The 24,266-nt window shown below is 75.4% G+C and carries 19 protein-coding genes and 2 pseudogenes; 13 read left to right on the forward strand and 8 right to left on the reverse strand.

From position 1 onward, the window contains the following. A pseudogene (locus AB0E96_RS19260) lies at window positions 1–215 on the reverse strand (uridine kinase); the annotation flags it as partial. Between the two features lie 95 nt (window positions 216–310). Beyond that, window positions 311–1,624, reverse strand: coding sequence for a PQQ-binding-like beta-propeller repeat protein (locus tag AB0E96_RS19265; RefSeq protein ID WP_359825013.1), 1,314 nt, complete (start codon window positions 1,622–1,624; stop codon window positions 311–313). A 162-nt stretch (window positions 1,625–1,786) separates the two neighbouring features. Here AB0E96_RS19265 and AB0E96_RS19270 point away from each other — a divergent pair, with 162 nt between their 5' ends. Further along, entirely contained in the window at window positions 1,787–2,353 is a 567-nt protein-coding gene (locus tag AB0E96_RS19270) for a Uma2 family endonuclease (RefSeq protein WP_359825015.1), read from the forward strand. Window positions 2,354–2,363: 10 nt separating this feature from the next. Here the strand turns inward: AB0E96_RS19270 and AB0E96_RS19275 are convergent, their stop codons facing one another. After that, window positions 2,364–2,696, reverse strand: coding sequence for a DUF4326 domain-containing protein (locus tag AB0E96_RS19275; RefSeq protein WP_359825016.1), 333 nt, complete (start codon window positions 2,694–2,696; stop codon window positions 2,364–2,366). A 162-nt stretch (window positions 2,697–2,858) separates the two neighbouring features. On the opposite strand from AB0E96_RS19275, the gene AB0E96_RS19280 reads away from it, so the two are divergent. From AB0E96_RS19280 to AB0E96_RS19305, 6 genes are all read left to right on the forward strand, one after another. Continuing rightward, window positions 2,859–5,399: a SpoIIE family protein phosphatase gene (locus tag AB0E96_RS19280; protein WP_359825019.1), complete on the forward strand. Its 2,541-nt coding sequence runs from the start codon at window positions 2,859–2,861 to the stop codon at window positions 5,397–5,399. Between the two features lie 115 nt (window positions 5,400–5,514). Next, the gene (locus AB0E96_RS19285; protein ID WP_359825021.1) at window positions 5,515–7,179 is read left to right on the forward strand and encodes a histidine kinase; all 1,665 of its coding nucleotides are present in this window, start codon (window positions 5,515–5,517) and stop codon (window positions 7,177–7,179) included. A gap of 148 nt (window positions 7,180–7,327) precedes the next feature. Then, window positions 7,328–7,996 (forward strand): response regulator transcription factor, encoded by a 669-nt coding sequence (locus tag AB0E96_RS19290; RefSeq protein ID WP_359825049.1) that lies wholly within the window; start codon window positions 7,328–7,330, stop codon window positions 7,994–7,996. A gap of 557 nt (window positions 7,997–8,553) precedes the next feature. Next, a complete protein-coding gene (locus AB0E96_RS19295; protein WP_359825023.1) occupies window positions 8,554–9,324 on the forward strand; it encodes a transglycosylase family protein in 771 nt (256 codons plus the stop codon). A 520-nt stretch (window positions 9,325–9,844) separates the two neighbouring features. Continuing rightward, window positions 9,845–10,612 carry a 3-oxoacyl-ACP reductase family protein gene (locus AB0E96_RS19300; protein ID WP_359825052.1) on the forward strand — a complete coding sequence of 256 codons (768 nt, stop codon included), beginning with the start codon at window positions 9,845–9,847 and terminating at the stop codon, window positions 10,610–10,612. A gap of 118 nt (window positions 10,613–10,730) precedes the next feature. After that, window positions 10,731–11,339, forward strand: a complete 609-nt coding sequence (locus AB0E96_RS19305; RefSeq protein WP_359825025.1) for a TIGR03086 family metal-binding protein — start codon at window positions 10,731–10,733, stop codon at window positions 11,337–11,339. A 125-nt stretch (window positions 11,340–11,464) separates the two neighbouring features. Here the strand turns inward: AB0E96_RS19305 and AB0E96_RS19310 are convergent, their stop codons facing one another. Both AB0E96_RS19310 and AB0E96_RS19315 read right to left on the reverse strand, forming a co-directional pair. Then, window positions 11,465–11,932 carry a (2Fe-2S)-binding protein gene (locus AB0E96_RS19310; protein WP_359825027.1) on the reverse strand — a complete coding sequence of 156 codons (468 nt, stop codon included), beginning with the start codon at window positions 11,930–11,932 and terminating at the stop codon, window positions 11,465–11,467. A gap of 70 nt (window positions 11,933–12,002) precedes the next feature. After that, window positions 12,003–14,351 carry a molybdopterin cofactor-binding domain-containing protein gene (locus AB0E96_RS19315; protein WP_359825030.1) on the reverse strand — a complete coding sequence of 783 codons (2,349 nt, stop codon included), beginning with the start codon at window positions 14,349–14,351 and terminating at the stop codon, window positions 12,003–12,005. A gap of 449 nt (window positions 14,352–14,800) precedes the next feature. On the opposite strand from AB0E96_RS19315, the gene AB0E96_RS19320 reads away from it, so the two are divergent. From AB0E96_RS19320 to AB0E96_RS19335, 4 genes are all read left to right on the forward strand, one after another. After that, window positions 14,801–16,090, forward strand: a complete 1,290-nt coding sequence (locus AB0E96_RS19320; protein ID WP_359825032.1) for an MFS transporter — start codon at window positions 14,801–14,803, stop codon at window positions 16,088–16,090. Window positions 16,091–16,256: 166 nt separating this feature from the next. Next, entirely contained in the window at window positions 16,257–17,045 is a 789-nt protein-coding gene (locus tag AB0E96_RS19325) for a Mut7-C RNAse domain-containing protein (RefSeq protein ID WP_359825034.1), read from the forward strand. A 93-nt stretch (window positions 17,046–17,138) separates the two neighbouring features. Further along, window positions 17,139–17,564 (forward strand): cupin domain-containing protein, encoded by a 426-nt coding sequence (locus AB0E96_RS19330; protein WP_359825037.1) that lies wholly within the window; start codon window positions 17,139–17,141, stop codon window positions 17,562–17,564. Next, window positions 17,561–19,441 carry a CocE/NonD family hydrolase gene (locus AB0E96_RS19335; RefSeq protein ID WP_359825039.1) on the forward strand — a complete coding sequence of 627 codons (1,881 nt, stop codon included), beginning with the start codon at window positions 17,561–17,563 and terminating at the stop codon, window positions 19,439–19,441. Before AB0E96_RS19330 ends, AB0E96_RS19335 begins: the two co-directional genes overlap by 4 nt. 87 nt (window positions 19,442–19,528) lie before the next feature. Here AB0E96_RS19335 and AB0E96_RS19340 read toward each other — a convergent pair whose 3' ends face one another. Both AB0E96_RS19340 and AB0E96_RS19345 read right to left on the reverse strand, forming a co-directional pair. After that, window positions 19,529–20,605: a restriction endonuclease gene (locus AB0E96_RS19340; RefSeq protein ID WP_359825042.1), complete on the reverse strand. Its 1,077-nt coding sequence runs from the start codon at window positions 20,603–20,605 to the stop codon at window positions 19,529–19,531. Between the two features lie 111 nt (window positions 20,606–20,716). Continuing rightward, window positions 20,717–21,532, reverse strand: coding sequence for a hypothetical protein (locus AB0E96_RS19345; RefSeq protein ID WP_359825044.1), 816 nt, complete (start codon window positions 21,530–21,532; stop codon window positions 20,717–20,719). Window positions 21,533–21,641: 109 nt separating this feature from the next. Here AB0E96_RS19345 and AB0E96_RS19350 point away from each other — a divergent pair, with 109 nt between their 5' ends. Beyond that, window positions 21,642–22,142 carry an inorganic diphosphatase gene (locus tag AB0E96_RS19350; protein WP_359825054.1) on the forward strand — a complete coding sequence of 167 codons (501 nt, stop codon included), beginning with the start codon at window positions 21,642–21,644 and terminating at the stop codon, window positions 22,140–22,142. Window positions 22,143–22,201: 59 nt separating this feature from the next. On the opposite strand, the gene AB0E96_RS19355 is transcribed toward AB0E96_RS19350, so the two are convergent. Then, a complete protein-coding gene (locus AB0E96_RS19355) occupies window positions 22,202–23,461 on the reverse strand; it encodes a pyroglutamyl peptidase (protein WP_359825047.1) in 1,260 nt (419 codons plus the stop codon). A gap of 168 nt (window positions 23,462–23,629) precedes the next feature. Between AB0E96_RS19355 and AB0E96_RS19360 the strand changes: the two are divergent. Beyond that, window positions 23,630–24,109 (forward strand): annotated as a pseudogene (locus tag AB0E96_RS19360) (TerD family protein); the annotation flags it as partial. Window positions 24,110–24,266: the final 157 nt, after the last annotated feature.

Genomic DNA, 24,266 nt, shown 5'->3' on the forward strand with positions numbered 1-24,266 from the left:
GCCGGGCGAAGGAAGCCGGCGGCCGAGACCCGCAGCGCCGGGAGGCCGCGCAGCCGCAGCGGATCCACCAGCGCGTCGGCGAGCGCCTCGGGGCGGGCGGCGGCCGCGCCGTCCACGGCCACCCGCAGGTACCGGCCGCCGGCCCCGGGCAGGGCGGCGATGCGGTCGGCGAGCAGCTCGGCCAGGTTGTCGGGGGAGATCGGGCGTACCTGCATCGGGCCATCCTGCCGGTTCGTGCGGTCGTCGGTGCGCCCCGGGCGCTCCGGGCCCTCCGGGCGCTCCGGGTCGAAGGCACCGGGGCCGAGGGGGCTCAGAGCGGGAGGGCGTGCAGGACGTCGTCGTGGCCGGCGTAGAGCCGGCCCCCGTCGGTGGCGACGGTCCAGGCGCCCCTGGCCGGGCCGGAGTCGCGGAAGGTCCAGCCGAGTTCCCCGGTCGAGGTGTAGACCGCGCAGACCCCGGCGTCGGCCGTACCCGGGACGAACAGCGTCTTGTCGCCGAGCAGCACGCGGTTGCGGCGGTCCAGCGGGAAGGGCAGCCGGCAGGACCAGAGCACGGCGTCGGAGGAGGTGTCGTGGCAGGTGATGAGGCCCTCGTCCCACGGGATGTACAGCTGGGGGCCGTCCACGATCGGCGCCAGCGCCCGCCGGGACTCGCCCAGGGCGGGGGAGTGGGACCAGGCCGGCTCGCCCGCGGTCGACAGCTCGCGCACGCCGCCCTTGCCGTCGGGGACGAGGAAGGAGTTGTAGCCGCTGACGCACCAGCGCAGGCCCTCCTCGCCGGGGGCCGTCCACACCTCGCGGCCCGTGGCGGCGTCCCGGACCGCCAGCTCGGTGCGGCCGGCGACGACGCGCAGGCAGGCGAGGTGGTGGGTGAACCCGGTCCGGGTCGCGGGCGTGACGGGCAGCTCCTGCTCCTCGGTGCGCACGGACCAGAGCAGGGTGCGGTCGGTGACCCGCAGCGCGAAGAGGTAGTGCGCCGGAAGGCGGCCGTCCGACTTCGGCCGGCCCCAGGAACAGCCGTAGAGGACGCCGGGGTCGTGGGGGTCGAAGCCGGCCAGCCGGGTCTGCTCCTGGAGCTCGTCGGGCAGCGGCAGGCTCCAGTCGGCGGCGGAGTCGGTGAAATGGCGGGCCTCGACGTGGCCCTGGTAGGTGGTGAAGAGGTGCTCCGGCCCGAGCACCACCGGGTCGAGAGCCTCGGAGCCGCCGGGCAGGCTCCGGGCGGACGGCGGGTCGAAGACCAGCAGCCGGCCCGGGGCGCCCGTGGTGTGGTCGAGGACCTGCAGGCCGTTCCTGGACAGGTAGAGCGGCCGGCTCGGCAGGCCGGTGGCGAACCGCTCCGGGGTCATCGCCGCCGGGCCGCGGTAGGTCCAGAGCGGCGTCGGCCCGGACAGGGAGGTCGGCCCCGGCGCGGGCCGGGCCGTACCGCCACCCGAACGGCCGAACGCGCCCCAGGCGGCCCCGCCCGCAGCGATCACTCCGGCACCGAGCAGCAGCTGCCGCCGGCTCGGCCGGGGGCGCTCCCCGCCGCCCGCGACCACGTCCTCGGAGGCCTCGCCGCCGTCCGTCCCCTCGTCCCACTGCCACGACGCTCCGTGTGCGGACCCCTCGGACGACGGCGACTGCATACGGTTCTCGCTTCCCCACCGGCGGCCCCTCGCCGCCACCCGCCCGGAGGATATCGAACAGCCCCCGAACCGTCCGAAGTCCCCGCACCGCTCGTACGAGGGCTCGTACTAGGCTGTGGCCGACAGCACGAGACCCGCCCAACGGCCCGGGGGAGGTACGCCGTGACAGCCGAGCCGATCGCACCCGAGTGGATGCACCGGCAGATCACCAGTGAGCAGTACGACTCCTGGACCGACGAGCAGTGTGCGGGCATCGAGATCGTCGACGGGATGGTGGTCGTGTCCCCGAGCGCTTCCAGGCGGCACAACCGGCTCGTCCGGATCCTGGCGAACGCCCTGGACGAGGCGGGGGGCGTCGAGTGGAACGCCGACACCGACTTCGACGTGAGACTGCAGGACGTGCCGCTGAACAACCGTCGGCCGGACGTGGTGGTTTACCGCGCGGACACGATCGACGAGTCGCCGACCGGACCGGAGCACGTCCTGCTGCTGGTCGAGGTCGTCTCACCGGGCTCGGAGACCACCGACCGGGTGGTCAAGCTCGACCAGTACGCCAGGGCGGGCGTCCCCTTCTACTGGCGGGTCGAGCAGGCCGCCGGCCGGGTGCCGGTCGTCCACACCTACGTGCTGGACGCGGCCGCGGCCAGGTACCGGGCGGGGGAGCTGTTCACCGGGCCGGTCAAGGCCGTGGCGCCCTACCCGGTGGAGGTGGACCTCTCCGGGCTGTGAGGGGCCGGGCTCAGTGCTTCCTCGGCGGGTGGTCCGCCAGGTCGGCGAGGACGTCGGCGTGGCAGGGGAGCGGGGCGCACCAGCAGCCGAGGCGCCGGCCGCGCAGGGGCGGGACGAGGGCCAGCAGGTCGGGGTGGGAGAGCAGGTGCTCGCGGTACTTGACGACCATCTCCTCGCGGGTGAGGTCGGGGCCCGGGTGGTACGGGCAGTGCAGCGGGGACTCGGCGAGGTGCCAGCCGCCGCGGTGCATGGCGCGGCCGACGTAGACGACGTCCCGGAACCCGGGGTCGTCGCGGTGGCCCTTGAGGTTGACCACGGTGGTGCGGCGGGATTCGCTCGGCATGCCGTCCATGCTGCGGTACACCGGGCGGTGGGGCACACCGGGTCGCGGGGCACACCGGGTCGCGGGGCACACCGGGTGGTGGGGCACACCGGGTGGTGGGGCGGCCCGGGGCCGGGGCGGGCTCGCCTTGACACCGCCCCGGGCCGGGCGTAGCAAAAGAGCATGCGCCATCCGCACGCGACCGGTGGGGCCCCCGGGGCGCGGCCCGGTCCGGCCCGGCCGCGGGAGCCCGGTGCCGGCGCGGAGGCGGGCCGGGCGGCACCGCGGTCCGTCCGGGAGACGGCCCGGCGGGCGGACCACCGGCGGGACGAGCTGTCCGCCGGGGCGGTGCGCCGGGTGCTCGGAACGGCCGGGGCGTACGGCGCGCTGGTCCACCTGCGCTCGCGGGACCACCGTTCGCTGGTGCTGCGCACGATCGCGGGGGTGCCGCCGGCGGTGCTGAACCCGTTCCGACGGGTGGCCGCCACGGGGCCGCTGCCGGTCGCGGTCTGCTTCCGGACCGGGCACGTGATCACCCTGACCGGCACCGAGGACACCATGCGGCGCTTCCCGCAGCTCGCGGTCGGCCTGCCGTACGACTTCGCCTCCGCCTGCGTGCCGGTGGCGCACGGCGGGGAGCGGTTCGGGGTGCTGAGCGGTCTGTGGCCCGCCTCGGACGACGGGGTGCCGCCCGCGGGAGTCGGGCGGCTGGCCGAGGCGGCCGCCCGGCTCGGCGAGGAGCTGGCCGGCCTGGCCGAGCCTGGGCAGTCGGTGGAGCCCGGCGGCGAGGTGGCCGTGGTGGAGCTGCCGCCGCCGTCGGCGGTGCCCGCCCGGGTCGGGCTGTTCGACTGGGACGTGGTCACCGGGGCGCTCGCCGCCGACGAGCGGTTCCGGGAGATCTTCGGCTTCGGGCCGGGCGAGTTCGACGGCACGGTGGCCGCGCTGAACCGCCGGGTCGCCCCCGGCGACCTGCCGGAGTTCCGGGCCGCCGCCCGCATCGCGCTGGAGCGCGGCGAGGTGCTCGCCGCCCGGGTCCGGGTGCTCGGGGCGGACGGCCTGCCGTACCCGGTGGAGCTGTGGGCCCGGGTGCCGGTGGGGATCACCGCCGACCGGACCCACCTGGTCGGCGCGGTGCTGGACGTCCGGGCCCTGACCGCGGCCACGGCCGCCGTCGAACGGCTGCACGAGGGCGTGTTCTCGCTCGACCCGGACGGCCGGATCGGCTACGCCAACCGTGCCGCCGAGCCGCTGCTCGGGGCCCGCCGCGAGGACCTGCTCGGCCGCCACCCCTGGGACGCGCTGCCCTGGCTCGCCGACCCCTTCTACGAGAACCGCTACCGCGCCGCCCTGCTCTCCCAGCGGCCCACCACCTTCCTGGCCGCCCGGCCGCCGGACGGCTGGCTCGCCTTCTCGCTCTACCCGGACGCGCACGGCGTGACCGGCCGGGTGGTCGCGGCCGAGGCGCCGGAGGGTGCCGCCGAACCGCCCGCCGCCCCGCCGCCCTCCGTCCGCACCCGGGCCGGCGGCACCGTGGGCGGCACCCACCACCTGCTCCAGCTGGCGAGCGCGCTCACCGAGGCGGTCACCGTGCGGGACGTCTGCCGGGCGGTGGCCGAGGAGATCCTGCCGGCCTTCGGCGGCCAGGAGCTCGCCATCTACGCGGTGCGCGAGCAGCACCTCCACCTGCTCCTGGAGACCGGCTACCCGGACGGCTTCCTGGACGCCTTCGAGGGCCTGTCGATCGACACCCGGGTGCCCGGCTCGGAGACGCTCAGGACCGGCACCCCGATCTTCTTCGAGTCGGTGCGCGAACTCGCCGCCACCTATCCCGGCCTGGCCCTGGACGAGATGGGCGCCTGGGCCTTCCTGCCGCTGATCGCCTCCGGCCGGCCGGTCGGCAGCTGCATCATCGGCTTCGAGGGACCGCGCCCGTTCACCGTGGAGGAACGCGGCCTGCTCACCGCGCTCGGCGGCTTCATCGCCCAGGCGCTGGAGCGCGCCCGGCTGTACGACGCCGAGTTCGCGCTGGCCCGCGGCCTGCAGCAGGCGCTGCTGCCGCACCGGCTGCCCGAGGTGCCCGGCATCCGGATCACCGCCCGCTACCTGCCCGGCACCCAGGGCATGGAGATCGGCGGCGACTGGTACGACGCGATCGTCACCGACGGGGACGTCACCCTGGTGATCGGCGACGTCGAGGGGCACAGTGTCGGCGCGGCCGCCGCGATGGGGCAGCTGCGCAGTGCCGTGCGCGCCTTCGCCACCGGCGGCGACCCGCCCGACGCGGTGCTCGCCCGCACCAACCGGCTGCTGCTCGACCTCGACCCCGGGCTGCTCGCCAGCTGCTGCCTGGTCCGGCTGACGCCGGCCGCCGGGCTCGCCCGGATCGCCCGGGCCGGCCACCTGCCGCCGGTGCTGCGCCACCCGGGCGGGCGGGCCGAGGCGCTGTACGTCCCGGGCGGGCCGCTGCTCGGGGTGGTCGACCGGGCCGACTACCCGGTCAGCGAGCTGCGGCTGGGCAGCGGCGCGCTGCTCGCCCTCTACACGGACGGGCTGGTGGAGGACCCGGCGGCGGCGATCGACCAGGGCGTGGACCGGCTGCGGGCCGCGCTGGCCCGGGCCGCGGCGGGGGAGGGGCTGGAGCAGGCGGCCGAGCGGCTGCTGCGCGAGGTCGGCTCGACCCGCCGGGTGGACGACGTGGCGCTGCTGCTCACGGCCTTCGGCTGAGCTCTGCCCGGGCGGGGCGAGCGGCCCCGGAGCGGCTGACCAGGCGACTTTCGTCGGCGGGGGCGGAGACGAAGGAGGACGGCGGGCCGTCCGCCCGGACCGATAGCCTCGATGTGTGGAAGCGATCGCGCGGGCCTGGAAGACGGCGGTACGGACGGCACTGCCGGGGCCCTGGCGGCCCCGGCGGGTGGTGGGCGAGGCGGTGGCCGCCCTGCTGATGGGCGGGTTCACCACGTTGGTGGAGCTGGTGTCCGACGGCGTTGCGCCGGTGCTGTTCGGGATCGCCGTCGCGCTGCTGTGGGTGCTGCGCAAGGGCCTGCCGGCCGGTGTGCTGGTCGTCACGGCGGCCCTGGCCGGCTGCGGGGCCGGGCCGATGGCGATGCTGGTCTGCGCGGGCTGGACGGCCGGTGCGCGGATCCGCCGGGTCTGGTCGATGGTCGCCGCCTTCGTGGTGGGCTGGGTGCTGTTCACCGCGTCGGGCGTGGTGAAGGACGCCATCACGTTCTCGCCGAAGCTGGTCCTGCCGCTGTCGCTGGGCCTCTTCCTGGTGCTCGCCGTGCTTCCGGCGCTCTACGGCCGCTACCGGGCGCAGCGCCGCGCCCTGCTGGACGCGCTGCGCGAACGCAACGAGCAGCTGCTGCGCGAGCGGGTCATGGTGGTGCACCAGGCGCGGCTGCGCGAGCGGCACCGGATCGCCCAGGACATGCACGACAGCCTGGGCCACCAGCTGGCGCTGATCTCGGTGCACTCGGGTGCGCTGGAGGTGGACCGGACGCTGTCCGACCGGCAGCGCGAGGCGGTCGGGGTGCTGCGCCAGGCGGCGGTCGCGGCGATGCGGGAACTGCGCGAGGTGGTCGGGGTGCTGCACGACGAGTCGACGGCGGTGCCGCCCGCCACCGGACCGGTCACCGCCGCGGGGACGCCGGCCCGGGGCGGGGTGGACGGCGTCGAGGGGCTGGTGGAGTCCTCCCGGGCGGCCGGGGCGGAGGTCGACCTCGTCCTGGAGGGCGAGCGGCGTCCGCTGTCGGCCGCGGTCGACCACGCGGCGTACCGGATCGTGCAGGAGGCGCTCACCAACGCGCACAAGCACGCTCCCGGCGCGCCGATCGGCGTCGCGCTGCGGTACGAGCCGGACGCGCTGGTGGTGGAGGTGACCAACGCCCGCGCACCGGAGCTCGTGGGGGCACGCGCCGTCGCGGGCGCGGCCGTCAGCGGCGGACAGGGGCTGACCGGCCTGCGGGAGCGCGCCCGGTTGACCGGCGGCATGGTGCACGCCGGGCCCACGCCGGAGCAGGGCTTCCGGCTGGCGGCGGTGCTGCCGTACGAGGGGGCGGAGCAGGACGCGGCGGCGGACGGCGCGGAGGACTGGGTGGTGGACGGTCTGCCGCCCGTCGAGGAGCCGAAGCGCGGGCGGCGCAGCCCGGCGATGGGCTGCGCGGTCGGGGTGGTCGCGATCGTGGTGATCGTGCTCGGGCTGCTGGTCTGGGGCGTGATCGCCTTCGTGCAGAGCACCAACGACGCGACCCTGCAGAAGCCGATGTACGACCAGATCCGGGTGGGCACCGCGGAGTCCGAGGTGCTGCAGACGCTGCCGCGCGGGAGTGACTTCATCACCGACACGTACAAGGGGACGGGGCCGGAGGTGCCGGAGGGCGCGCACTGCCGCTGGTACGTCCTGAGCGGTGCGCCCGGGGCCGGCTGGAACGAGGACCACGTGGCGCGATTCTGCTTCCGGGACGGGGCGTTGGTGGAGAAACAGGAGTACGTGGCCCGGGGCTGAGTGCGCCCGTGCGCCGGCGGGTGCTCCGGTGGGGCGGGCCGGGCCGGTTTCGGAGCGGGGTGGTCCGGATCGGGGCGGTTCGGAGCGTTCGCTCCGGGATGTGAGGATGGTGCCGCAGCCGAAGCACCGTTCGAGGGGAATGACCAGCGTGATCCGAGTCCTCGTCGCCGACGACGAGCCGCTGATCCGGGCCGGGATCAGGATGATCCTCGGCTCCGCCGACGACATCGAGGTGGTCGCGGAGGCCGCCGACGGCCGGGAGGCGCTGGAGCTCGCGCGGGCGCACCGGGTGGACGTGGTGCTGTTGGACATCCAGATGCCGGTGATGGACGGTCTGACGGCGCTCGGGGAACTGGCGAAGGCCGCCCCCGGCGCGCGGGCACTGATCCTCACCACCTTCGGGGAGCGCGAGAACGTCCTGCGCGCCGTGACCGAGGGCGGAGCCGGGTTCCTGCTCAAGGACACCGCGCCGAACGAGCTGATCCAGGCCGTCCGGGCGGCGGCGGGTGGCAACGCCTTCCTCTCGCCGGCCGCCACCCGGCACATCGTCGACTCGCTGGCCTCCGGCCGCAGTGCCTCGCTGGCCGCCCGCGCGGTGGCGGCGCGGCGCCGGCTGGAGGTGCTCACCCCGCGCGAGCTGGAGGTGTTGGCCCTGCTCGGAGAGGGTCTGTCCAACGCCGACGCGGGGGCGCGGATCCACATGAGCGAGGCGACGGTGAAGACGTACGTGAGCCGGATCCTGGCCAAGCTGGGCTGTGAGAACCGGGTCCAGGCGGCGCTGTTGGCGCGGGATGCGGAGCTCGACGACCGTTGCTGAGCGTGCCTTTGTGGTCGCTGTGCGTGTCGGGTGTGACGGATGCCACTCGACGGGCGCGCGGAACCGGGAACTCCGGGTTCGAAGGTGACGGTACGTCAGCTGACGATTCCTCAGCGTCGATGGTGTGCCGGCTTTCTCGGATGGACAGGTGTGAGCGAGGGCACGGAATTTGACCGTTTGATCTTGAAAATTCGGTCAAATCCTTTCAAATCGGGCACGGTTTCTTGATCGATACCGCCGGTAACGGTCAACTGACCTGCGACGTCCAAGAATTGCTTGCTGCGTCCGGGTGATGCCCCCTAGCTTCATTGGCGGCGCAAACGAGCGCCACCCGGGTTCACCCCGACGCACTGCCCGCCGACTGACCCGCGGCGCGAGGGCGGTGCCCGCCGACGATGCCGGCTCGAACAGGCCGACGGCGTGCGGAGGTGACCGGGGCGGCACGGCACGTCCGACACGTGTCCGGCCGCCGTCGAGTGAGGTGAGCGAAAAGACTGCCGGCCCATGTCCCGGGCCTGGTTCCGCATGCCCACCCGGGACTTGTCGAGAGGAACTGTATGAATCCCCGTCACGAGACCGCCGCAGCCACCGACAACACCGCCGACACCGCCGGAACCACCGGCACCAAGCGCCGCCGCGTGCGGATGGCGGTCGTCGCGGGCGCCGCCGTCGCGGCCCTGCCGGTGGCCGGCCTCGTCACGGCCACCTCGGCCTCCGCCGCGACCACCTCGACCTGGGACGCCGTCGCCCAGTGCGAGAGCGGCGGGAACTGGAGCACCAGCACCGGCAACGGGTTCCACGGCGGACTGCAGTTCTCCCCGTCGACCTGGGCCGCGTACGGCGGCACCGCGTACGCCCCCCAGGCCAGCAAGGCGAGCAGGGAGCAGCAGATCGCCGTCGCGGAGAAGGTCCTCGCGTCGCAGGGCCCGGGCGCCTGGCCCGTCTGCTCGCGGAAGGCCGGCCTGGGCAAGGGCGGCGCCCCGGCCGCCGTCGACACCTCGGGCAGCACGGCGGACAAGCCCGCCAAGCCCGCCAAGCCCGCCCCGAAGGCGGCGAAGCCCGCGGCCAAGCCCGCTGCCGCGCCCGCCGCCAAGCCCGCCGCCGCGCAGCAGGCGCCCCAGGGGCGGCCCTCCGCCAAGCCCGCGCAGTCCGCGCCGGCCGCGCCGAAGAACACCGCCCCGGGTGACTACACCGTCCGGAGCGGCGACACCCTGAGCGACATCGCGGCCAAGTTCGGCACCGACACGGACAGCCTGTACCGGAAGAACCTGCGCACCATCGGCGACGACCCGGACCTGATCTACCCGGGCCAGACGCTGACCGTCTGACGGGACGGCGCCCGGCAGGGCCCTGCCGGGCGATCGAGCGGCCACCCCCGCCCCGGGATGGCCGCTCGACCCGTTCGGGGCGCTCCCGGGGCGCCAGAGGCCCGTCAACGGCCCGTCAATGATCCGTCACGGGCCCGTCAAGGGGTGTTTCCCCGGCGTTCCGGGAGGGCGCCGGGGCCGGCACCGTCCGGCACCCGGGCCGGCGGGCCCGGCCGCTCCCCGGCGGGTCCGGCCCGTGGCGCGTCCGGGGCCCCGGCGTCCGGCGCTCCCGGGCGGCGGACGGAGGGCCGCGCCGGAGCCGACCCGGCGGCCGGCGTGCACCGGCGGGTGGAAGCGCGCCGGCCCATCGAGTGCCCGGTCGCGCCGTGGCCCGTCCGGGGTGCGCGCCGGGGTGCGGGAGCGCCGCGAGGGGTGGTTGAACGTTGAACGCAACGTCCGAATACCGCCGGAGGTTTGAAACGCCCCGGGCCAGGATCGAGTCATGTCCGCGATCGGAACGAGGAGTTCTGGAGATATGGCGATGAACAGTGCGGTGGTGCGCGACGGCCTCGGTGGCCTCGGCGGCAAGGTGGCCCTGGTGACCGGCGGCAGCCGGGGGATCGGCGCGGCGGTCGCGCTGCGCCTGGCCGAGGACGGCGCCGACGTGGTGCTGACCTACCAGGGCGGTGCGGACAGCGCCGAGGAGGTCGCGGCCAAGATCACCGCGATGGGGCGCAGCGGCTGGGCCGTACGGGCGGACAGCGCCGACCCGGAGGCGGTGCGGGGCGTGGTCGAGGCCGTCGTCGAGCGGTACGGGCGGCTGGACGTCCTGGTGAACAACGCGGGCGTCGGTGTGCTCGGCCCGATCGGCGAGCTCACGCTGGAGGACGTCGACCGGGTCCTGGAGGTGAACGTCCGCGCGCCCTTCCTGTACGCCCGGGCGGCCTCCGCCCACCTGGCCGACGGCGGGCGGATCGTCACCGTCGGCAGCTGCATCGCCCAGCGCGTCGCCTTCCCCGGTGCCACGCTGTACGCGACCAGCAAGGCCGCGCTGATCGGCCTGACCAAGGCGCTGGCCCGGGAGCTCGGGCCGCGCGGGATCACCGCCAACCTGGTGCACCCCGGGCCGATCGACACCGACATGAACCCGGTCGACGGCCCCGCGGCGGAGCTGCAGAGCGGGCTCACCGCGCTCGGCCGCTTCGGCACCGGCGCGGAGGTCGCGGCCGCCGTCGCCTACCTGGCGGGCGAGGACGGCCGGTACGTCAGCGGCGCCGAGCTGGCGGTGGACGGCGGCTTCGCCGCCTGACGCCGGAGGGCACGGGTCACGGGTGCGGTGTCGTGCCGGGCGGAGGTCGGCGCCCGCGCTTACGATCGCCCGGCACGACACCCGCTCCCGCACCGGGACCCGTACCGAGAGGTGTGCCATGACCGCAGCGGAAGACCCGATCGGGCTGCTCGCCCGCGCCCTCGCCCAGACCGCCGGGCTGATCGACGGCACCGGCGTCGAGCTGGCCGGCCACCCGACACCCTGCCGCTCCTGGGACGTCCGCGACCTGGTCAGCCACCTCCTGTACGACCTGCGGCAGTTCACCGTGCGGGCGAAGGGCGGGCAGCCGGACTGGTCGCAGCCCTTCGACCGGGTCGAGGAGGACTGGCTGCACGCCTTCGAGGCCGGGGCGGAGGAGCTGGCCGACGCCTGGCGCGCGGCCGGGGACCTCTCCGGCACTGTGGAGGTGCCCGGCGCGGGCACCCTCCCGGCGCGCTTCCCGGTGGACCAGCAGACCGCCGAATTCGCCGTCCACGCCTGGGACTTGGCGCACTCCACCGGCCAGTCGACCGAGGGCCTGGACCACGAGGTCGCGCTGGCCGCGCTGGCCTGGGCCGAGGGGGCGCTCAAACCCGAGTACCGCGGCGCCGAGGAGGAACACCACGCCTTCGGTCCCGCCGTCGCCGTCCCCGAGGACGCCCCGGCGTACGACCGGCTCGCGGCCTTCTTCGGCCGTGACCCGGCGGCGGACCCGACGGGCGGCTGACGGCTCCGTGCGGACCCCGGCTCCGTGCGGACCGGCACGCAGGGCGGACCCGGGCGTCGGGCGGACCCGGTCGGCGCGGGCGCGCCCCGGGTGCCCCGGGCCGACGCCGAGGCGCCCGGGCCCGATCAGGGCTTGGCGGTCTGCCGGGCGGCGGCCTGCTTGATGGCCTCGCGGATGCGCGGGTAGGTGCCGCAGCGGCAGATGTTCTGGATCTGGTCGATGTCCGCGTCCGTCGGGTTCAGGGTGCGGCGCAGCAGGGCGACGGCGGTCATGATCTGGCCCGGCTGGCAGAAGCCGCACTGGGCGACGTCGCAGGCGAGCCAGGCCTCCTGGACCGGGTGGAGGACCTCGCCGTCGGCCAGGCCCTCGATGGTGGTGACGGTGTGGCCCTCGCAGTCCTTGACGGAGCGGGTGCAGGGCTGGAACTCCTGGCCGTCCAGATGGCTGGTGCAGGCGCGGCAGACGCCCACCCCGCAGCCGTACTTGGGGCCGGTGACGCCGAGCTTGTCGCGCAGCACCCAGAGCAGCGACATGTCGTCCGGGGCCTCGACGGTGACGGGCCGCCCGTTGAGGACGAAGGTGTGGGTGGGCATGGGGGTCGGGATTCCTCAGCTGGTGGTCGGAGGGCCGGCCGCCGGAAGGGCCGGTGGTGGGGAGGCCGGTTCAGAAGGCGATCGGGAAGGAGCGCGGGCTGGTGCCGGTCGCGCGGGCGTAGGCGTTGGCGACGGCGGCGGAGGCGGCCGGGACGCCCAGTTCGCCCGCGCCGCCGGGCGGTCCGCTCGGCGGCATCAGGTGGATCTCGACCACCGGCGGGGTGTGCCGCTGCCGGGCGTAGTGGAAGTCACCGTAACTGCCTTCCCGGAAGGCTCCGTTGTCCAGGTGGTTGCCGGCCTGGAGGATCACCGAGATGCCGTCGACCAGCGTGCCGGTGAGCTGGGCCTCCAGGCCCTTGGGGTTGATCACCCGGCCGACGTCGGCGACGACGACGGCCTTGGTGACCCGGGGGTCGGCGCGGTCGGTGGCGTCCAGTTCGACCAGGTAGGCGACGCAGGCGCTGTGCTCGTCGTGGTACCCGATGCCCTGGGCCTGGCCGGGGGGCATCGGGCGGCCCCAGTCGCCGCGCCGGGCGAGCTCGTCCAGCACCGCCCGTCCGGCCGCGCTGCGCATCCGGTCGCGGCGGAAGGCGAGTTCGTCCTGGCCCATCCGGCGGGCGAGTTCGTCCATCATGATCTCGTCGGAGACCCGGACGGTGCCCGAGTAGACCGAGCGCCAGCTGCCGGTGTGCAGCTCCAGCGGTACCTCGGCGAGCAGTTGGGTGGGCACCCCGACGTCGTACGGGATCTTCTCGGTGAGCAGGAAGAACAGCTCGGAGGCGGTGATCCCGGCCAGCGGGAGGTTGTAGCCCGCGGCGGTGAACATGTCGCCGAGGCCGTGGCCGAGGTCGGTCCGGACGCTGGCCACGTGGTGCTCCCAGCTGAACACCTGGCCGAGGCCGTAGGTGGCCCGGATGACGTGGTGGCTGGCGGGGCGCACCCGGCCGTGGCGCATGTCGTCGTTGCGGGTCCACATCAGCTTGACCGGGCGGCCCGCGGCCTTGGAGACCTGGGCGGCCTCCAGGGCGGCGTCGAAGAACAGCCGGCGGCCGAAGGAGCCGCCGCCGCGCACCACGTGGACGGTGACGGCGTTCTGCGGCAGCCCGAGTTCGGCGGCGATGGTGCCCTGGGCGAGGATCGGGCTCTGGGCGGCGAACCACAGCTCGGCCCGGTTCGGCCGGACGTCGGCGACGGCGGTGAGCACCTCCATCGGGGCGTGGTTGACGAAGGCGAAGTCGAACTCCGCCTCCACCCGGTGGGAGAGCAGCGGCGGCGGCAGGGACGGCAGGTGGGCGGCGCGCAGCTTGGACCGCACGTCGGCGTCGGACAGGCCGGCGACCGGACCGGGGTTCCAGGTGGTGCGCAGGGCGTCGCGGGCCTTGAGCGCCTGGTCGAAGGTCTCGGCGAGGACGGCGACCCCGGACGGGATCCGCACCACGCCGAGGACTCCGGGCATGGCGCGGGCGGCGGAGGCGTCCAGGGACTTGAGGGTGCCGTTGACGGTGGTCGGGCGGGCGACCACGGTGGGTACGGCGCCCGGGATCTGCAGGTCCCCGGCGTACGTGGCGCGGCCGGTGACGATGTCCCGGGCGTCGATCCGGCCGGTGGGCCGGCCCACCAGGCGCAGCTGTTCGGGGGTCTTGGGGGTGGCCGGCACGGCGGGTGCGGCGACGCCGGCCGCCTCGGCGGCGAGGTCGCCGTAGCCGAGGCGGCGGCCGTCGGGGGCGAGGACGGCGGAGTCGGCGGTGCGCAGGGTGGTCGCGGGAACGTTCCAGCGCTTGGCGGCGGCGGTCACCAGCCGGGCTCGGGCGGCGGCGGCCGCGGCGCGCACCGGGTCGTACAGCGAGCGGATCGAGTTGGAGCCACCGGTCAGCTGGTTGAAGAGCAGTTCGGGGCGGGAGTCGGAGAGCGGGACGTCGACGTCGGAGAGTCGGGCGTCGAGCTCCTCGGCGACGATCATGGCGATCGCGGTGGTGAGGCCCTGGCCGACCTCCAGTCGTGGCAGGTGGAGCACGGCGCGGCCGGCGGCGGTGACTTCGAGGACCAGCAGGTGGGCGGTCGGCAGCCCGGCGATGATCATCGCGTCGCCGAGGTCGACGATGTCCGGGATGCCGGGCAGTCCGATCAGCTGCTGGGGCAGGGCGGTCTCACGGACCGGGAGGGCGGCCGCGGCGGGGGCCGGTACGGGAACCGGGACGGCCTGCGCGGTGGCGGGTGCGGCGGTGTCGGCGGCGAGGCGGGCACCGACGGTGAGGGTGGGCGCGGCCAGCAGGTAGGTGAGGAAGCGCCGCCGGCGAGTGAGGTCCGGGGGCGCGCTGGAGGTGCTGATGGGGGGCCACCCTTCGAACCGGGGACGGCGACGGAACGGGCGGGCTGGGCGGCCCCGGCCCGCTGCCGGATCGCGAACGCCGTTGAGCATAAAAGGGTGCTACTGACGGGTCAACACGGTCAAAGTTGGCCCCTGGTCTGCCCGATCGCGGTTCCGCGGCGGCCGGCGGGGGCGGATTCGGAGCGGGTACGGACGGCGCTTCGCGGGCGCGGGCAAGGTTGGGCAGGGCCGCCCCGGAACGGTTCACGGACGCCAACTGGCCTCCCTCGCACGAGGGTTCAGGGGTCGGTCGGTGGTGCGGCGGCCCGCCGGATTGGCCCAGGAAATTCCTTGATCACTGGACCGTTCCCCTGGGCCGCTTCCTCCGTAGGGTGGGGGAGCACCGGAACCGGAGGCCGGGGAGACCGGCTCCGCGCACCGCCCGTCCGGCGGTCGCGGGCAGGGGTGACGGTCCGTGAACACGTTTACGCAGCCGGACGCGTGCGGGTGACCGCCGGTCCGGGACGCGGATGACTCCCGCGCACGAACGGAGGAGGGGCATGCCCACCGAACGAGCCGCCCGCTGGGGCGCGCTGCCGCCCGCCGGGCCCCAGCGGACCCTCGCGGCCGCCCAGTTGGCCGCCGCCGTGGGCGACGGCGCGTACTACACCTGCTCCGCCCTCTACTTCACCCGCGTGGTCGGGATGTCACCGACCGCCCTCGGGCTCGGACTCACCCTCGCCTGGGCGCTCGGCTCGCTCGCCGGCGTCCCGCTCGGCCACCTCGCCGACCGGCGCGGACCGCGCCGCACCTCGGTGGCGCTCGCGCTCGGCACCGCGGCCGTGGTCGCCGCCCTCCTGGTGATCCGCTCCTACCCGCTGTTCCTGCTCGCGGTCTGCCTCTACGCCACCGCGCAGTCCGGGCTGAGCGCCGCCCGGCAGGCCCTGGTCGCCGCCCTGGTGCCGCCCGCCGGGCGGACCGCGCTGCTCGCCCACATCCAGTCGACCCTCAACGGAGGACTGGCCGTCGGCGCGGCGATCGGCGGCATCGCGCTCGGCGTCGGCACCCGCGCCGCCTACCTGGCCGCCTTCGCCGTCACCGCGCTCGGCTTCCTGACCGGCGCGCTGGTCCTGCGGCGGCTGCCCGAAGCCCCGCCCGCGGCAGGGCCGTCCGACGCCGGTCCGCGCCTGGCCGTGCTGCGCGACCGCCGGTACGCCGCCGTCACCGCGGTCAACGCCGTGCTGCTGCTGCGGATGCCGCTGCTCAGCCTGATCATCCCGCTCTGGATCGCCGCGCGCGCCCCCGGGATCGGCTGGCTCGGCTCGGCGCTGTTCGTGCTCAACACCCTCGCGGTGCTGGCCTTCCAGGTGCGGGCGGCCCGCGGCGTCACCGGACTGGAGCCGGCGGCCCGGGCGGTCCGCTCCGCCGGACTCCTGCTGCTCGGCTCCTGCGCCGTCTTCGGACTGTCCGCGCTGTCCGTGCCGGTCTGGGCGGTCGCCGTCCTGCTGGTCGCGGCCTCCGTCCTGCAGGTGGCCGGGGAGATGCGGCAGTCGGCCGGCAGCTGGCAGATCGCCTTCGACCTCGCCCCGCCCGGGCGGATCGGCCAGTACCAGGGCTTCTTCGGCACCGGTGTCGCCGTCGCCCGCACCCTCGGGCCGCTGCTGCTCACCACCCTGCTGCTGGACGGGGGCCTCGCGGGCTGGCTGGTCCTCGGCGGCGTCTTCCTCGCGGCGGGGTGCGCGACGGGGCCGGTCGCCCGCTGGGCGGCCCGGGACCGCGGCCGACCGGCGCCGGAGGCACCGCCGGTGCCACCCGTGCCTCCCCTGCCGGTGGCGGTGGCGGACGCCTGACCCCGGACCTCCCGACCGGGCCCGGGGGAGCGGGCCGCGGGCCGACCCGACGGACGAGGCAGCGGCCCGAGCCGAGGAGCGGCCCGGAGGCAACCCGGCACACCCCCGGAAGAGTGGGCAGGTAACCCGGTGGTCCCGGCCCGCCGCCCGCTGGCATGCTGGCCACGTGGACCGACCTCAGATTCATCTCGACTTCGCCCCTGAGCTGCACCTCTTCGTCTCCGCGCCCCGGAGGGCGGGCCGCAGCATGCTGCGCACCGACGGCACCTCCACCCTCGGCCACGTCGTCGAGTCCCTGGGCGTCCCGCTCACCGAGGTCGGCGCCCTGCTGGTGGACGGCCGGGCCGTGCCCGACACCCACGTGCCGGCCGACGGCGAGGAGATCGCCGTCCGGGCCGTGACCAGGCCGCAGCCCTCGCCCGTCCCGGTGCGCTTCCTGCTGGACGTCCACCTCGGCACCCTCGCCCGCCGGCTGCGCCTGCTCGGCGTGGACACCGCCTACGAGAACCCCGACATCGGCGACGCCGCACTGGCCGCCCGCTCCGCCGCCGAACAGCGGATCCTGCTCTCCCGCGACCGCGGTCTGCTGCGCCGCCGCGAACTGTGGGCCGGCGCCTACGTCTACAGCCACCGCCCCGTCGAGCAACTGCGCGACGTGCTCTCCCGCTTCGCGCCGCCGCTCGCCCCCTGGACCCGCTGCACCACCTGCAACGGCCCCCTGCGTCCCGCCACCAAGACCTCGGTGCGCGAACAGCTGCGGGACGGCACCGAGCGCTCCTACGACGCCTTCGCCCAGTGCGAGGACTGCGGCCAGGCCTACTGGCGCGGCGCCCACCACGCCCGGCTGGAGGCGATCGTCACCGAGGCGGTGCGGGACTTCGGGCCCGGCCCGGCCGGCGCACCGGGCCTGGAGTCCGGGAAGGGCCAGGGTCGGATCGGGGTCGTCTCGGGGTAACCCGCCCTGGCGGCCGGCCGGGCGACCGTGGTCCCATCGGCGGTGGGGGACGAGACCACGCTACTCACTCGGATGAGAGAGGCAGGTCGTCGGATGAGCAACCAGGCCGGGCAGCAGCCCTTCCGCACCGCGGAGGCGGGTGACGCCCCCGTGGTGACCGCCCCGGACGGGGCCGAGGTACGCCCACTGCTGGAACTGACGGGGTGCGGGAGCCTCGCGGACTTCGTCCTCGCCCCCGGGCAGGTCACCCGCGCGGTGTCGCACGCCACCGTGCAGGAACTGTGGCGGGTCACCGCGGGCAGCGGCCGGCTCTGGCGCCGCCAGGGCGGGCGCGAGGAGACCGTCCGGCTCGCGGCCGGCACGGCGGTGTCGATACCGCTGGGAACCGCGTTCCAGTTCCGGGCGGACGAGGACTCCGCCGGCCCGCTGCGGATCACCGCCGTCACCATGCCGCCCTGGCCCGGGACGGACGACGAGGCACGCCCGGAGGAAGGCCCCTGGAAGGCGACCGTCCGATGAGGCGGGGCGTGCTGCGCCGCCCGCTGGCGGCGCTGGTCACGGCCGCCGCCGTGCTCGGCCTGTCCGTCGCCCCGGCCGCCGCCGCGGTGCCCGCCGGACCGGGCGGGCCCGCCGAGCCGACCCTGCGGTCGCGCTACGTCACCATGCCGGACGGGGTCCGCCTCGCCGTCGACGTCCACCTGCCGCAGGGCACCCGGGCCGGCGCCGACCTGCCCACCGTCCTGTCCACCCAGCGCTACTGGCGGGCCAGGGTCCGCACCGGCGAGCCCGTCCCACCCGGCGGCGCCGGCGGCGAGGCCGAGCGGTGGACCTCCCGCGGCTACGCCTTCGTCGTCGCCGACCTGCGCGGCACCGGCGCCTCCTTCGGCACCCTCACCTCCGAACTCGGCGCCGACCTGACCGCCGACAGCGGCCCGCTCAGCGACTGGATCGCCGCCCAGCCCTGGTCCAACGGCCGGGTCGGCACCACCGGCATCTCCTACGGCGGCGACACCGCGATGCTCGCCACCTCCCTCGGCAACCACCACATCACCGCCGCCGCCCCGATCTCCTACGACTTCGACCCGTACGAGGACCTGGTGCGCCCCGGCGGCGTGCTCATCGAACCGCGGATCGCCCGGTACGGGCTGCTGCTGCGCGTCCTCGACCGGGCCGGCGGGACCACCTGCGAGACCGACGAGAAGACCCGCGCGCTCTGCGCGGACTTCGGCCTCACCGGCCTCCAGCCCCGGCCGGTCGACGGACCCGACGGCCAGGCCCTGCTCGCCGCCGCGCGCGCCGAGCACGCGAACAACGCCAACCTCGTCGACATGGCGCGCACCGGCGTCCACCGCGACTACCGGGACGGCCCGAAGAGCTGGACGGTCGGCAGCGTCGGCGAGCGGACCGACGCCGTCGAAGCCGGCCGGGTGCCCGTCCTGACCCGGGCCGGCTGGCTCGACGCCGGAACCGCCAACGGCGTGCTCTCCCAGTTCACCGGCCTGTCCAACACCCAGGACTCCTGGATCGGCCCGTGGAACCACGGCGCCGGCTCGCTCGCCGACCCGTTCCGCCCGCCGCGCCCGCTCACCGCGCGGGAGCACGCCGAGAACGACCAGCGGGTGGTCGACTTCTTCGACCGCTACGTCCGGGGCTCCGCCCGCCCCGACGGCCGACGGCAGGTGCACTACTACACGTTCAACGAGGACGTCTGGCGCACCACCACCCGCTGGCCGGTCCCCGGCACCCGCACCCAGCGCTTCCCGCTCGGCGCGGGCGGCACGCTCGCCGCCCGGGCGGACGGCCACCGGGGCTCCGACCCGCTGACCCTCGACCCGACCGCGGGCACCGGCCCGCTGGACCGCTGGAACACCAACCTCACCGGCGACGAGGTCAGTTACCCCGACCGTGCCGCCGTCGACGCCAGACTGCTCGGCTACACCAGCGCACCGCTCACCGCCGACACCCGGGTCACCGGCAACGGCAAGGTCACCCTCGACGTCACCGGACTCGAGGGCTCGGCGCGCGGCGCCCTGCACGTCTACCTGGAGGACGTCGCGCCCGACGGCCGGGTCACCTACCTGACGGAGGGCCAACTCGCCCTGGAGGACAGGGCGGTGGCCGACCGTCGGGACAATCCGGACTGGCGGCGGCTGCGCACGCCGCGCAGCTACGCGGCCGAGGACGCCGAGGACCTCCCGCAGGGCCGCGCCCAGCGGGTCACCGTCGACCTCCAGCCCGTCTCGGTGCTGTTCCGCTCCGGTGACCGGATCCGGCTCACCGTCGCCGCCGCCAACCCCGACTCCTTCGAGCTGCTCCCGGCCGACGGCCGGGCGAGCTACCGGATCGGCTGGGGCGGCGACCGGGGCTCGGCGCTGGAACTGCCGGTCGTGCGCTGAGGCCCGCCGTACCCGCCGGGATCCGCGGCAACGCGGGGATCCCGGCGGATACGGGCGCCGCGGCCGGGGCGGTGGTGCCCCGGCCGCTCACGCCTCCACGACCTCCAGCCCGTAGGCGGTCACGGCCTGCCGCAGCCCGCCCGGGTACCCGGCGAGCGCCGGGGTGAACTCCCAGTCCCCGGACGGCTCGCGGTCGAAACGGCCGAGCCGCATCGCGGTGTTGGTCTCCGCGCCGTCCGCCAGGTGCACCACGGCCGCGTCCTGCCCGGAGCCCGCCTCCAGGATCAGCGCCGGGCCGGCGAACCCGCCCATGGTGGCCTCCGGGTGGTTCTCGGTGTCGGCGGCGGCGATGACGACCAGCCGGTCGACCTCGGCGGGCAGCGCCTCGAAGTCGACCATCAGGCAGGCGTTCGCATCGCCGTAGCCGGTCACCAGGCGCACCGAACCGTCGGGCGTCGAGGCGTTGTTGTAGAACACCAGGTGGTCGTCGGAGAGCGCCGCGTTCCCCCGGCAGACCAGGGCGGCGATGTCGTACTCCTCCTCCCCGGTCCAGTGCAGGAGCAGCCGGGAGGGCTCGGCCGCCACCTCGATCGCGGGCAGTCCGTCCAGGTCGTCGCCCCCGGCGCCGCCGCCGTCCTCGACGGCCTCGAACACCGCGTGGAAGCCGTGGTGCTTGAGCAGCCCGACCAGTTCGGCGCCGTTGATCAGGCTGATCGGCTTGCCGGCGACGAACTGGTGCGAGCTGGGCCCGAATTTGCTGGTCGTGACCAGGACGGCCTTGGTCGCGTCCCGGTCGTGCCGCAGCGTCCCGTACAGGTCCCGCACCGCGGAGGGCGCCACCGTGTCCCGGTAGCGCTTCACCTGGACGATGACGTTGCCGCCGCGGAACGGGTCCGGGTCGATGCCGCGGACGTCCACTCCGCCGTCCCGCGACCGGGCGGTGAGCTCGACCTTCATGCCCATCGCCTCCATCAGCCGGGCGATGAGGCCCTCGAACTCGACCGGGTCCATCGCCAGCAGCAGCTGGAGCTCACGGACGCGCCTGGCCATCCGGCCGCGGTTGGCGTTGGTGTCGTCGCGGAGGTGGCGGAACAGCGCGCGCTGGGCGCGGCGTTCGTCGACGTCGGGGTTGCTGAGGCGGTGGAGCTTCCGGCTCCGGGACATGGGCGTGCCCCCTCTTGCATGGTGACGGTTGTTGCAGGCGTCACCGTAGGGGAATCGTGGACGGAGGACCGCCGGGCCGTCAGTTCCGCCGCCCAATCGAGATCTTGGGTTCTACGAAGGGTGCAGGCCGAGCGTCCAGCCGTGGGTGGTGTAGGCGCCCATCCGGGTCGGGTGGCGTTCGACCAGGGTGACGTCGAGGCGGTCGGCGGTGCGGTGCAGCGCGCCGGTGAAGCGCGGCCGCTCGCCCGGGGACAGCGGGAGCAGTTCGGCCAGGACGGCGTCGTCGAGGTCCCGGCCGACCGCGAGCAGCACCCCCGCGTCCAGCACCAGCAGGGTGCCGTCCGGCAGCACCAGCGGCGCCGGCGCCTGCGGGTCGGCGAGCAGCGGGCCGGACTCGACCCGGCCGCCGGGCAGCAGCCGGACCACCCGGCTCCCGGTGGGGTGGCGGCGGTCCGTCTCGACCACCCGCAGACCGCCGTCGGCCACGTAGTGGCCGCAGCTGGGCCAGGCGTCGACCGGGGTGCCGTCCCGGTCGTAGGCCAGGGTGTCGAAGGTGCCGGGGCCCTGCGGGCCGAGCACGAAGCGGCCGTCGTCGAGCGCCGCGCCGCGCTCGCCGCGCGGTTCGGCGACCGTGCGGCCGTCGGCGAGGTCCAGCAGCAGGGCCGGGCCGAACCCGCCCGGGGCGGCGTGCCCGACGGGGTCGGTGGTGACCAGCGCCCGGTCGGCGAAGAGGTGGGCCGCGTTGGGACGTCCGGGGCAGGGCCGCTGCCAGCGGACCGTGCCGGTGGCGTCGACGCAGGCGAGCCCGCCGCCCCGGACGTGCAGCTCCACCCCGTCCCGGCGGGCCAGCGGCCCTTCCGGGAGCCCCTGGGGCCGTCCGCCCCCGAGGCGACGGTGGTCCAGGACAGTGACCCGCCAGCTCCCCATGGTCGGGATGGTAGGGGAGTCGCCTGAACGGCGGGGGTGCTTCCGGTGGCCGTCCGGACGGCGGACAATTCCCCCAGGAGCCGAGGAGGAGGCCGCGGTGGTGTTCGACGTGGAGTTCGAGGTCATGATCGAGATCCCCCAGGGGTCGCGGAACAAGTACGTGATGGACTTCGTGGCGGGCCGGATCCGGCTGGACCGCACCCTCTTCACGGCCACCGCCTACCCCGCCGACTACGGCTACGTCGAGGGCACCCTCGGCGGTGACGGCGAGCCGCTGGACGCCCTGGTGCTCGGCCGTGAGCCGGCCGTCCCCGGTTGCGTGCTGACGTGCCGGGCGGTGGGCATGTGGGTGATGCGAGACGAGCGCGGCCCGGACCAGAAGGTGCTCTGCGTCCCGGCCCACGACCCGCGCTACGCGGACCTGCGGGACATCGGCGACATGCGGGAGTTCGACCTGCTGGAGATCACCCACTTCTTCCAGGTGTACAAGGACCTGGAGCGCGGCACGTCGGTCGAGGGCTCGCACTGGGCGGGGCGCGAGGCCGCGTACGCCGAGATCGCGGCGTCGCGGGCCCGCGCGGCGGGCACCCGCTACGCCGACCCGGCGTAGCGGGCGCCCCCCTGGGGCGGGCCGCGGGGCCCCGGCCCGCCCCGGCTCCGGACGGCCCGTCAGAACCTGACGGTGCTCAGGATCGCCCGGACCTCGTCGCCGATCGCGGCCTCGTTCCGCTCGAACTCCGGCGCGGTGAGCCGGCTCGGGTCGGCGGGCAGGCCGGTCAGCACCGGGGTGTGCAGGTGGCCGCCGGGCAGCTCCGGGGCGAGGAGGGTGCGCAGCCGGTTGGAGCGGTAGGCGACCTCGTTGGAGAGGTACCCGCCGCCGCCCCCGGAGACCGCGCGGGAGCCGGGGGTGGGGCCGTCCGGCCGGAAGACCGGGGCGGTGGCGCCCGCCGGGATCTCGGTGACGAAGGCGTTGACCAGCACCGGGAAGGGCTGCTGGACGGCCGTCATGGCGCCGGTCGGCAGGGTGGTGCGGACGAACTGCGGACCGGCGCCCAGCCCCGGGGCGTCCACCGGGTGCTCGGTGGTGCCGCCGGAGAGCGCGGCCGTGTTGTCGGTGGCCGGATCGGCGGAGCGGGCCCGCCCGGCCCACTCCTCCAGGGTGAACTTGCCCGGGTAGCCCTGGCTGATGCTGGTGATCAGGTCGGCGGCCTGCCGGCCCGGCCGCAGGTGCGGGGTGAAGGCGCGTTCCACGATGCCCCGGTCGAAGTCCCCGTAGCGCACCGGCAGGACGACCGCCCGGACCTCGGCGGTGCTGCCGTCGGCGAGCGTGATCCGCTGCCCGTGCAGCCGCAGGACGGCCGCGCCGGAGGGATTGGCACGGCGGGCCTCGGTGTCCAGGCCGAACGGGTCGAAGCCGCTGACGAAGATCCGCCGGACGCCGGGGGCGGCCTCGAAGCCGTCGTCCAGACCGCGCGAGGCGTCCTCGAAACGGGTCCGCAGGGCGGCGCGGTCGACGTCGAACCGGGGCTGCCAGCGGGCGAGCCGGACGGTCATGGCGAGCCTGGTCCAGTACAGCGGGCGGTCGTCCAGGGCGGGCAGGTCGCCGCTCGGCCGCCGGCCCTGGGCGCGGTCCACTCCGGCCTGCCAGAGCGTCCGGCCCCAGGTGTCCACCACGCGTTCGGCCTGCCGGGCGTTGCGGGCGGCGCACAGGGCGGCGGGGAAGGCCCCGAGCAGTTCGCCCAGTCCGGAGCGCTCGGTGAAGCCGGCGGTGCGGGCGTCCTGGAGGCGGGCCTGCTCGGCGTCCAGCGGGACCGAGGCGGAGGTCCGGCAGTCGGCCGGCGCGGCCTGGGCGGCGGCGGGGGTCAGCAGGGCGAGGAGCGTTCCGGTGAGTGCGGCGGCCGTTCCGGCGATGCGGCGTAGACATGTCATGTGCGCTGACAATAGGTCCGTACCTGACGCTCCGCCAGGGTGTCGGCGCGGAGTCCCGTGATGTTTCGGCCGGGCCGGAAAGCCGACGGTTCGAGTGGGAACCGGTGCGAGTTCTACAGCGTTGTCGTGGTCGAAAAGCGGTACTCGTACGGTGGTGGAGGAAGTTCCATGAGCGTGGCCCTGACGAAGGGTGGCAACGTCTCCCTGGGCAAGCAGGCCCCTGGCCTGCGGGTGGTCCGGGTGGGCCTCGGCTGGACGGCCGGGGCCGGGTACGACCTGGATGCCAGCGCCCTGCTCTGCGGGGCGGACGGGAAGGTCGCCTCGGACCAGAACTTCGTCTTCTTCAACAACCTCCGGAGCCCGGACGGCTCGGTCCGCCACCAGGGCGCGGCCGGCGGCGGCGCCGACCGCGAGCAGATCGAGGTCCGGCTGGCCGAGGTCCCGGCCGGGGTGGAGAAGGTCGTCTTCGCGGTGGCGATCTACGACGCGGCGCAGCGCCGGCAGTCCTTCGGGCAGGTCCACGGCGCCCACATCCGGGTCACCGACCCGGACGGCGGCGCCGAGGTGGCCCGCTACGACATCGCCCCGGAGGGCGGCGGCGAGACGGCGATGGTGTTCGGCGAGCTGTACCGGCACGGCGCGGACTGGAAGTTCCGGGCGGTCGGGCAGGGGTACGCGGCGGGCCTCGCGGGCATCGCCTCCGACTTCGCGTACAGCCGGTCGAGGATGCGGCGGGTCTCCTCGGCGTCGACCAGGCGCTGGTTGAGCTCGCGCGGAATGGCCACGGCCTCCTGGATCGCCGACT

Origin of the sequence: Kitasatospora sp. NPDC036755 (genome assembly GCF_040636595.1) — a bacterium.
GTDB lineage: Bacteria > Actinomycetota > Actinomycetes > Streptomycetales > Streptomycetaceae > Kitasatospora.

Excerpts from the sequence above, each read along its gene's own strand:
- AB0E96_RS19265 (WP_359825013.1), bottom strand. The coding sequence starts at position 1,624 with ATGCAGTCGCCGTCGTCCGAGGGGTCCGCACACGGAGCGTCGTGGCAG.
- AB0E96_RS19275 (WP_359825016.1), bottom strand. The coding sequence starts at position 2,696 with ATGCCGAGCGAATCCCGCCGCACCACCGTGGTCAACCTCAAGGGCCAC.
- AB0E96_RS19280 (WP_359825019.1), top strand. The coding sequence starts at position 2,859 with ATGCGCCATCCGCACGCGACCGGTGGGGCCCCCGGGGCGCGGCCCGGT.
- AB0E96_RS19295 (WP_359825023.1), top strand. The coding sequence starts at position 8,554 with ATGAATCCCCGTCACGAGACCGCCGCAGCCACCGACAACACCGCCGAC.
- AB0E96_RS19300 (WP_359825052.1), top strand. The coding sequence starts at position 9,845 with ATGAACAGTGCGGTGGTGCGCGACGGCCTCGGTGGCCTCGGCGGCAAG.
- AB0E96_RS19305 (WP_359825025.1), top strand. The coding sequence starts at position 10,731 with ATGACCGCAGCGGAAGACCCGATCGGGCTGCTCGCCCGCGCCCTCGCC.
- AB0E96_RS19310 (WP_359825027.1), bottom strand. The coding sequence starts at position 11,932 with ATGCCCACCCACACCTTCGTCCTCAACGGGCGGCCCGTCACCGTCGAG.
- AB0E96_RS19315 (WP_359825030.1), bottom strand. The coding sequence starts at position 14,351 with ATGCTCAACGGCGTTCGCGATCCGGCAGCGGGCCGGGGCCGCCCAGCC.
- AB0E96_RS19320 (WP_359825032.1), top strand. The coding sequence starts at position 14,801 with ATGCCCACCGAACGAGCCGCCCGCTGGGGCGCGCTGCCGCCCGCCGGG.
- AB0E96_RS19330 (WP_359825037.1), top strand. The coding sequence starts at position 17,139 with ATGAGCAACCAGGCCGGGCAGCAGCCCTTCCGCACCGCGGAGGCGGGT.
- AB0E96_RS19335 (WP_359825039.1), top strand. The coding sequence starts at position 17,561 with ATGAGGCGGGGCGTGCTGCGCCGCCCGCTGGCGGCGCTGGTCACGGCC.
- AB0E96_RS19340 (WP_359825042.1), bottom strand. The coding sequence starts at position 20,605 with ATGTCCCGGAGCCGGAAGCTCCACCGCCTCAGCAACCCCGACGTCGAC.
- AB0E96_RS19345 (WP_359825044.1), bottom strand. The coding sequence starts at position 21,532 with ATGGGGAGCTGGCGGGTCACTGTCCTGGACCACCGTCGCCTCGGGGGC.
- AB0E96_RS19355 (WP_359825047.1), bottom strand. The coding sequence starts at position 23,461 with ATGACATGTCTACGCCGCATCGCCGGAACGGCCGCCGCACTCACCGGA.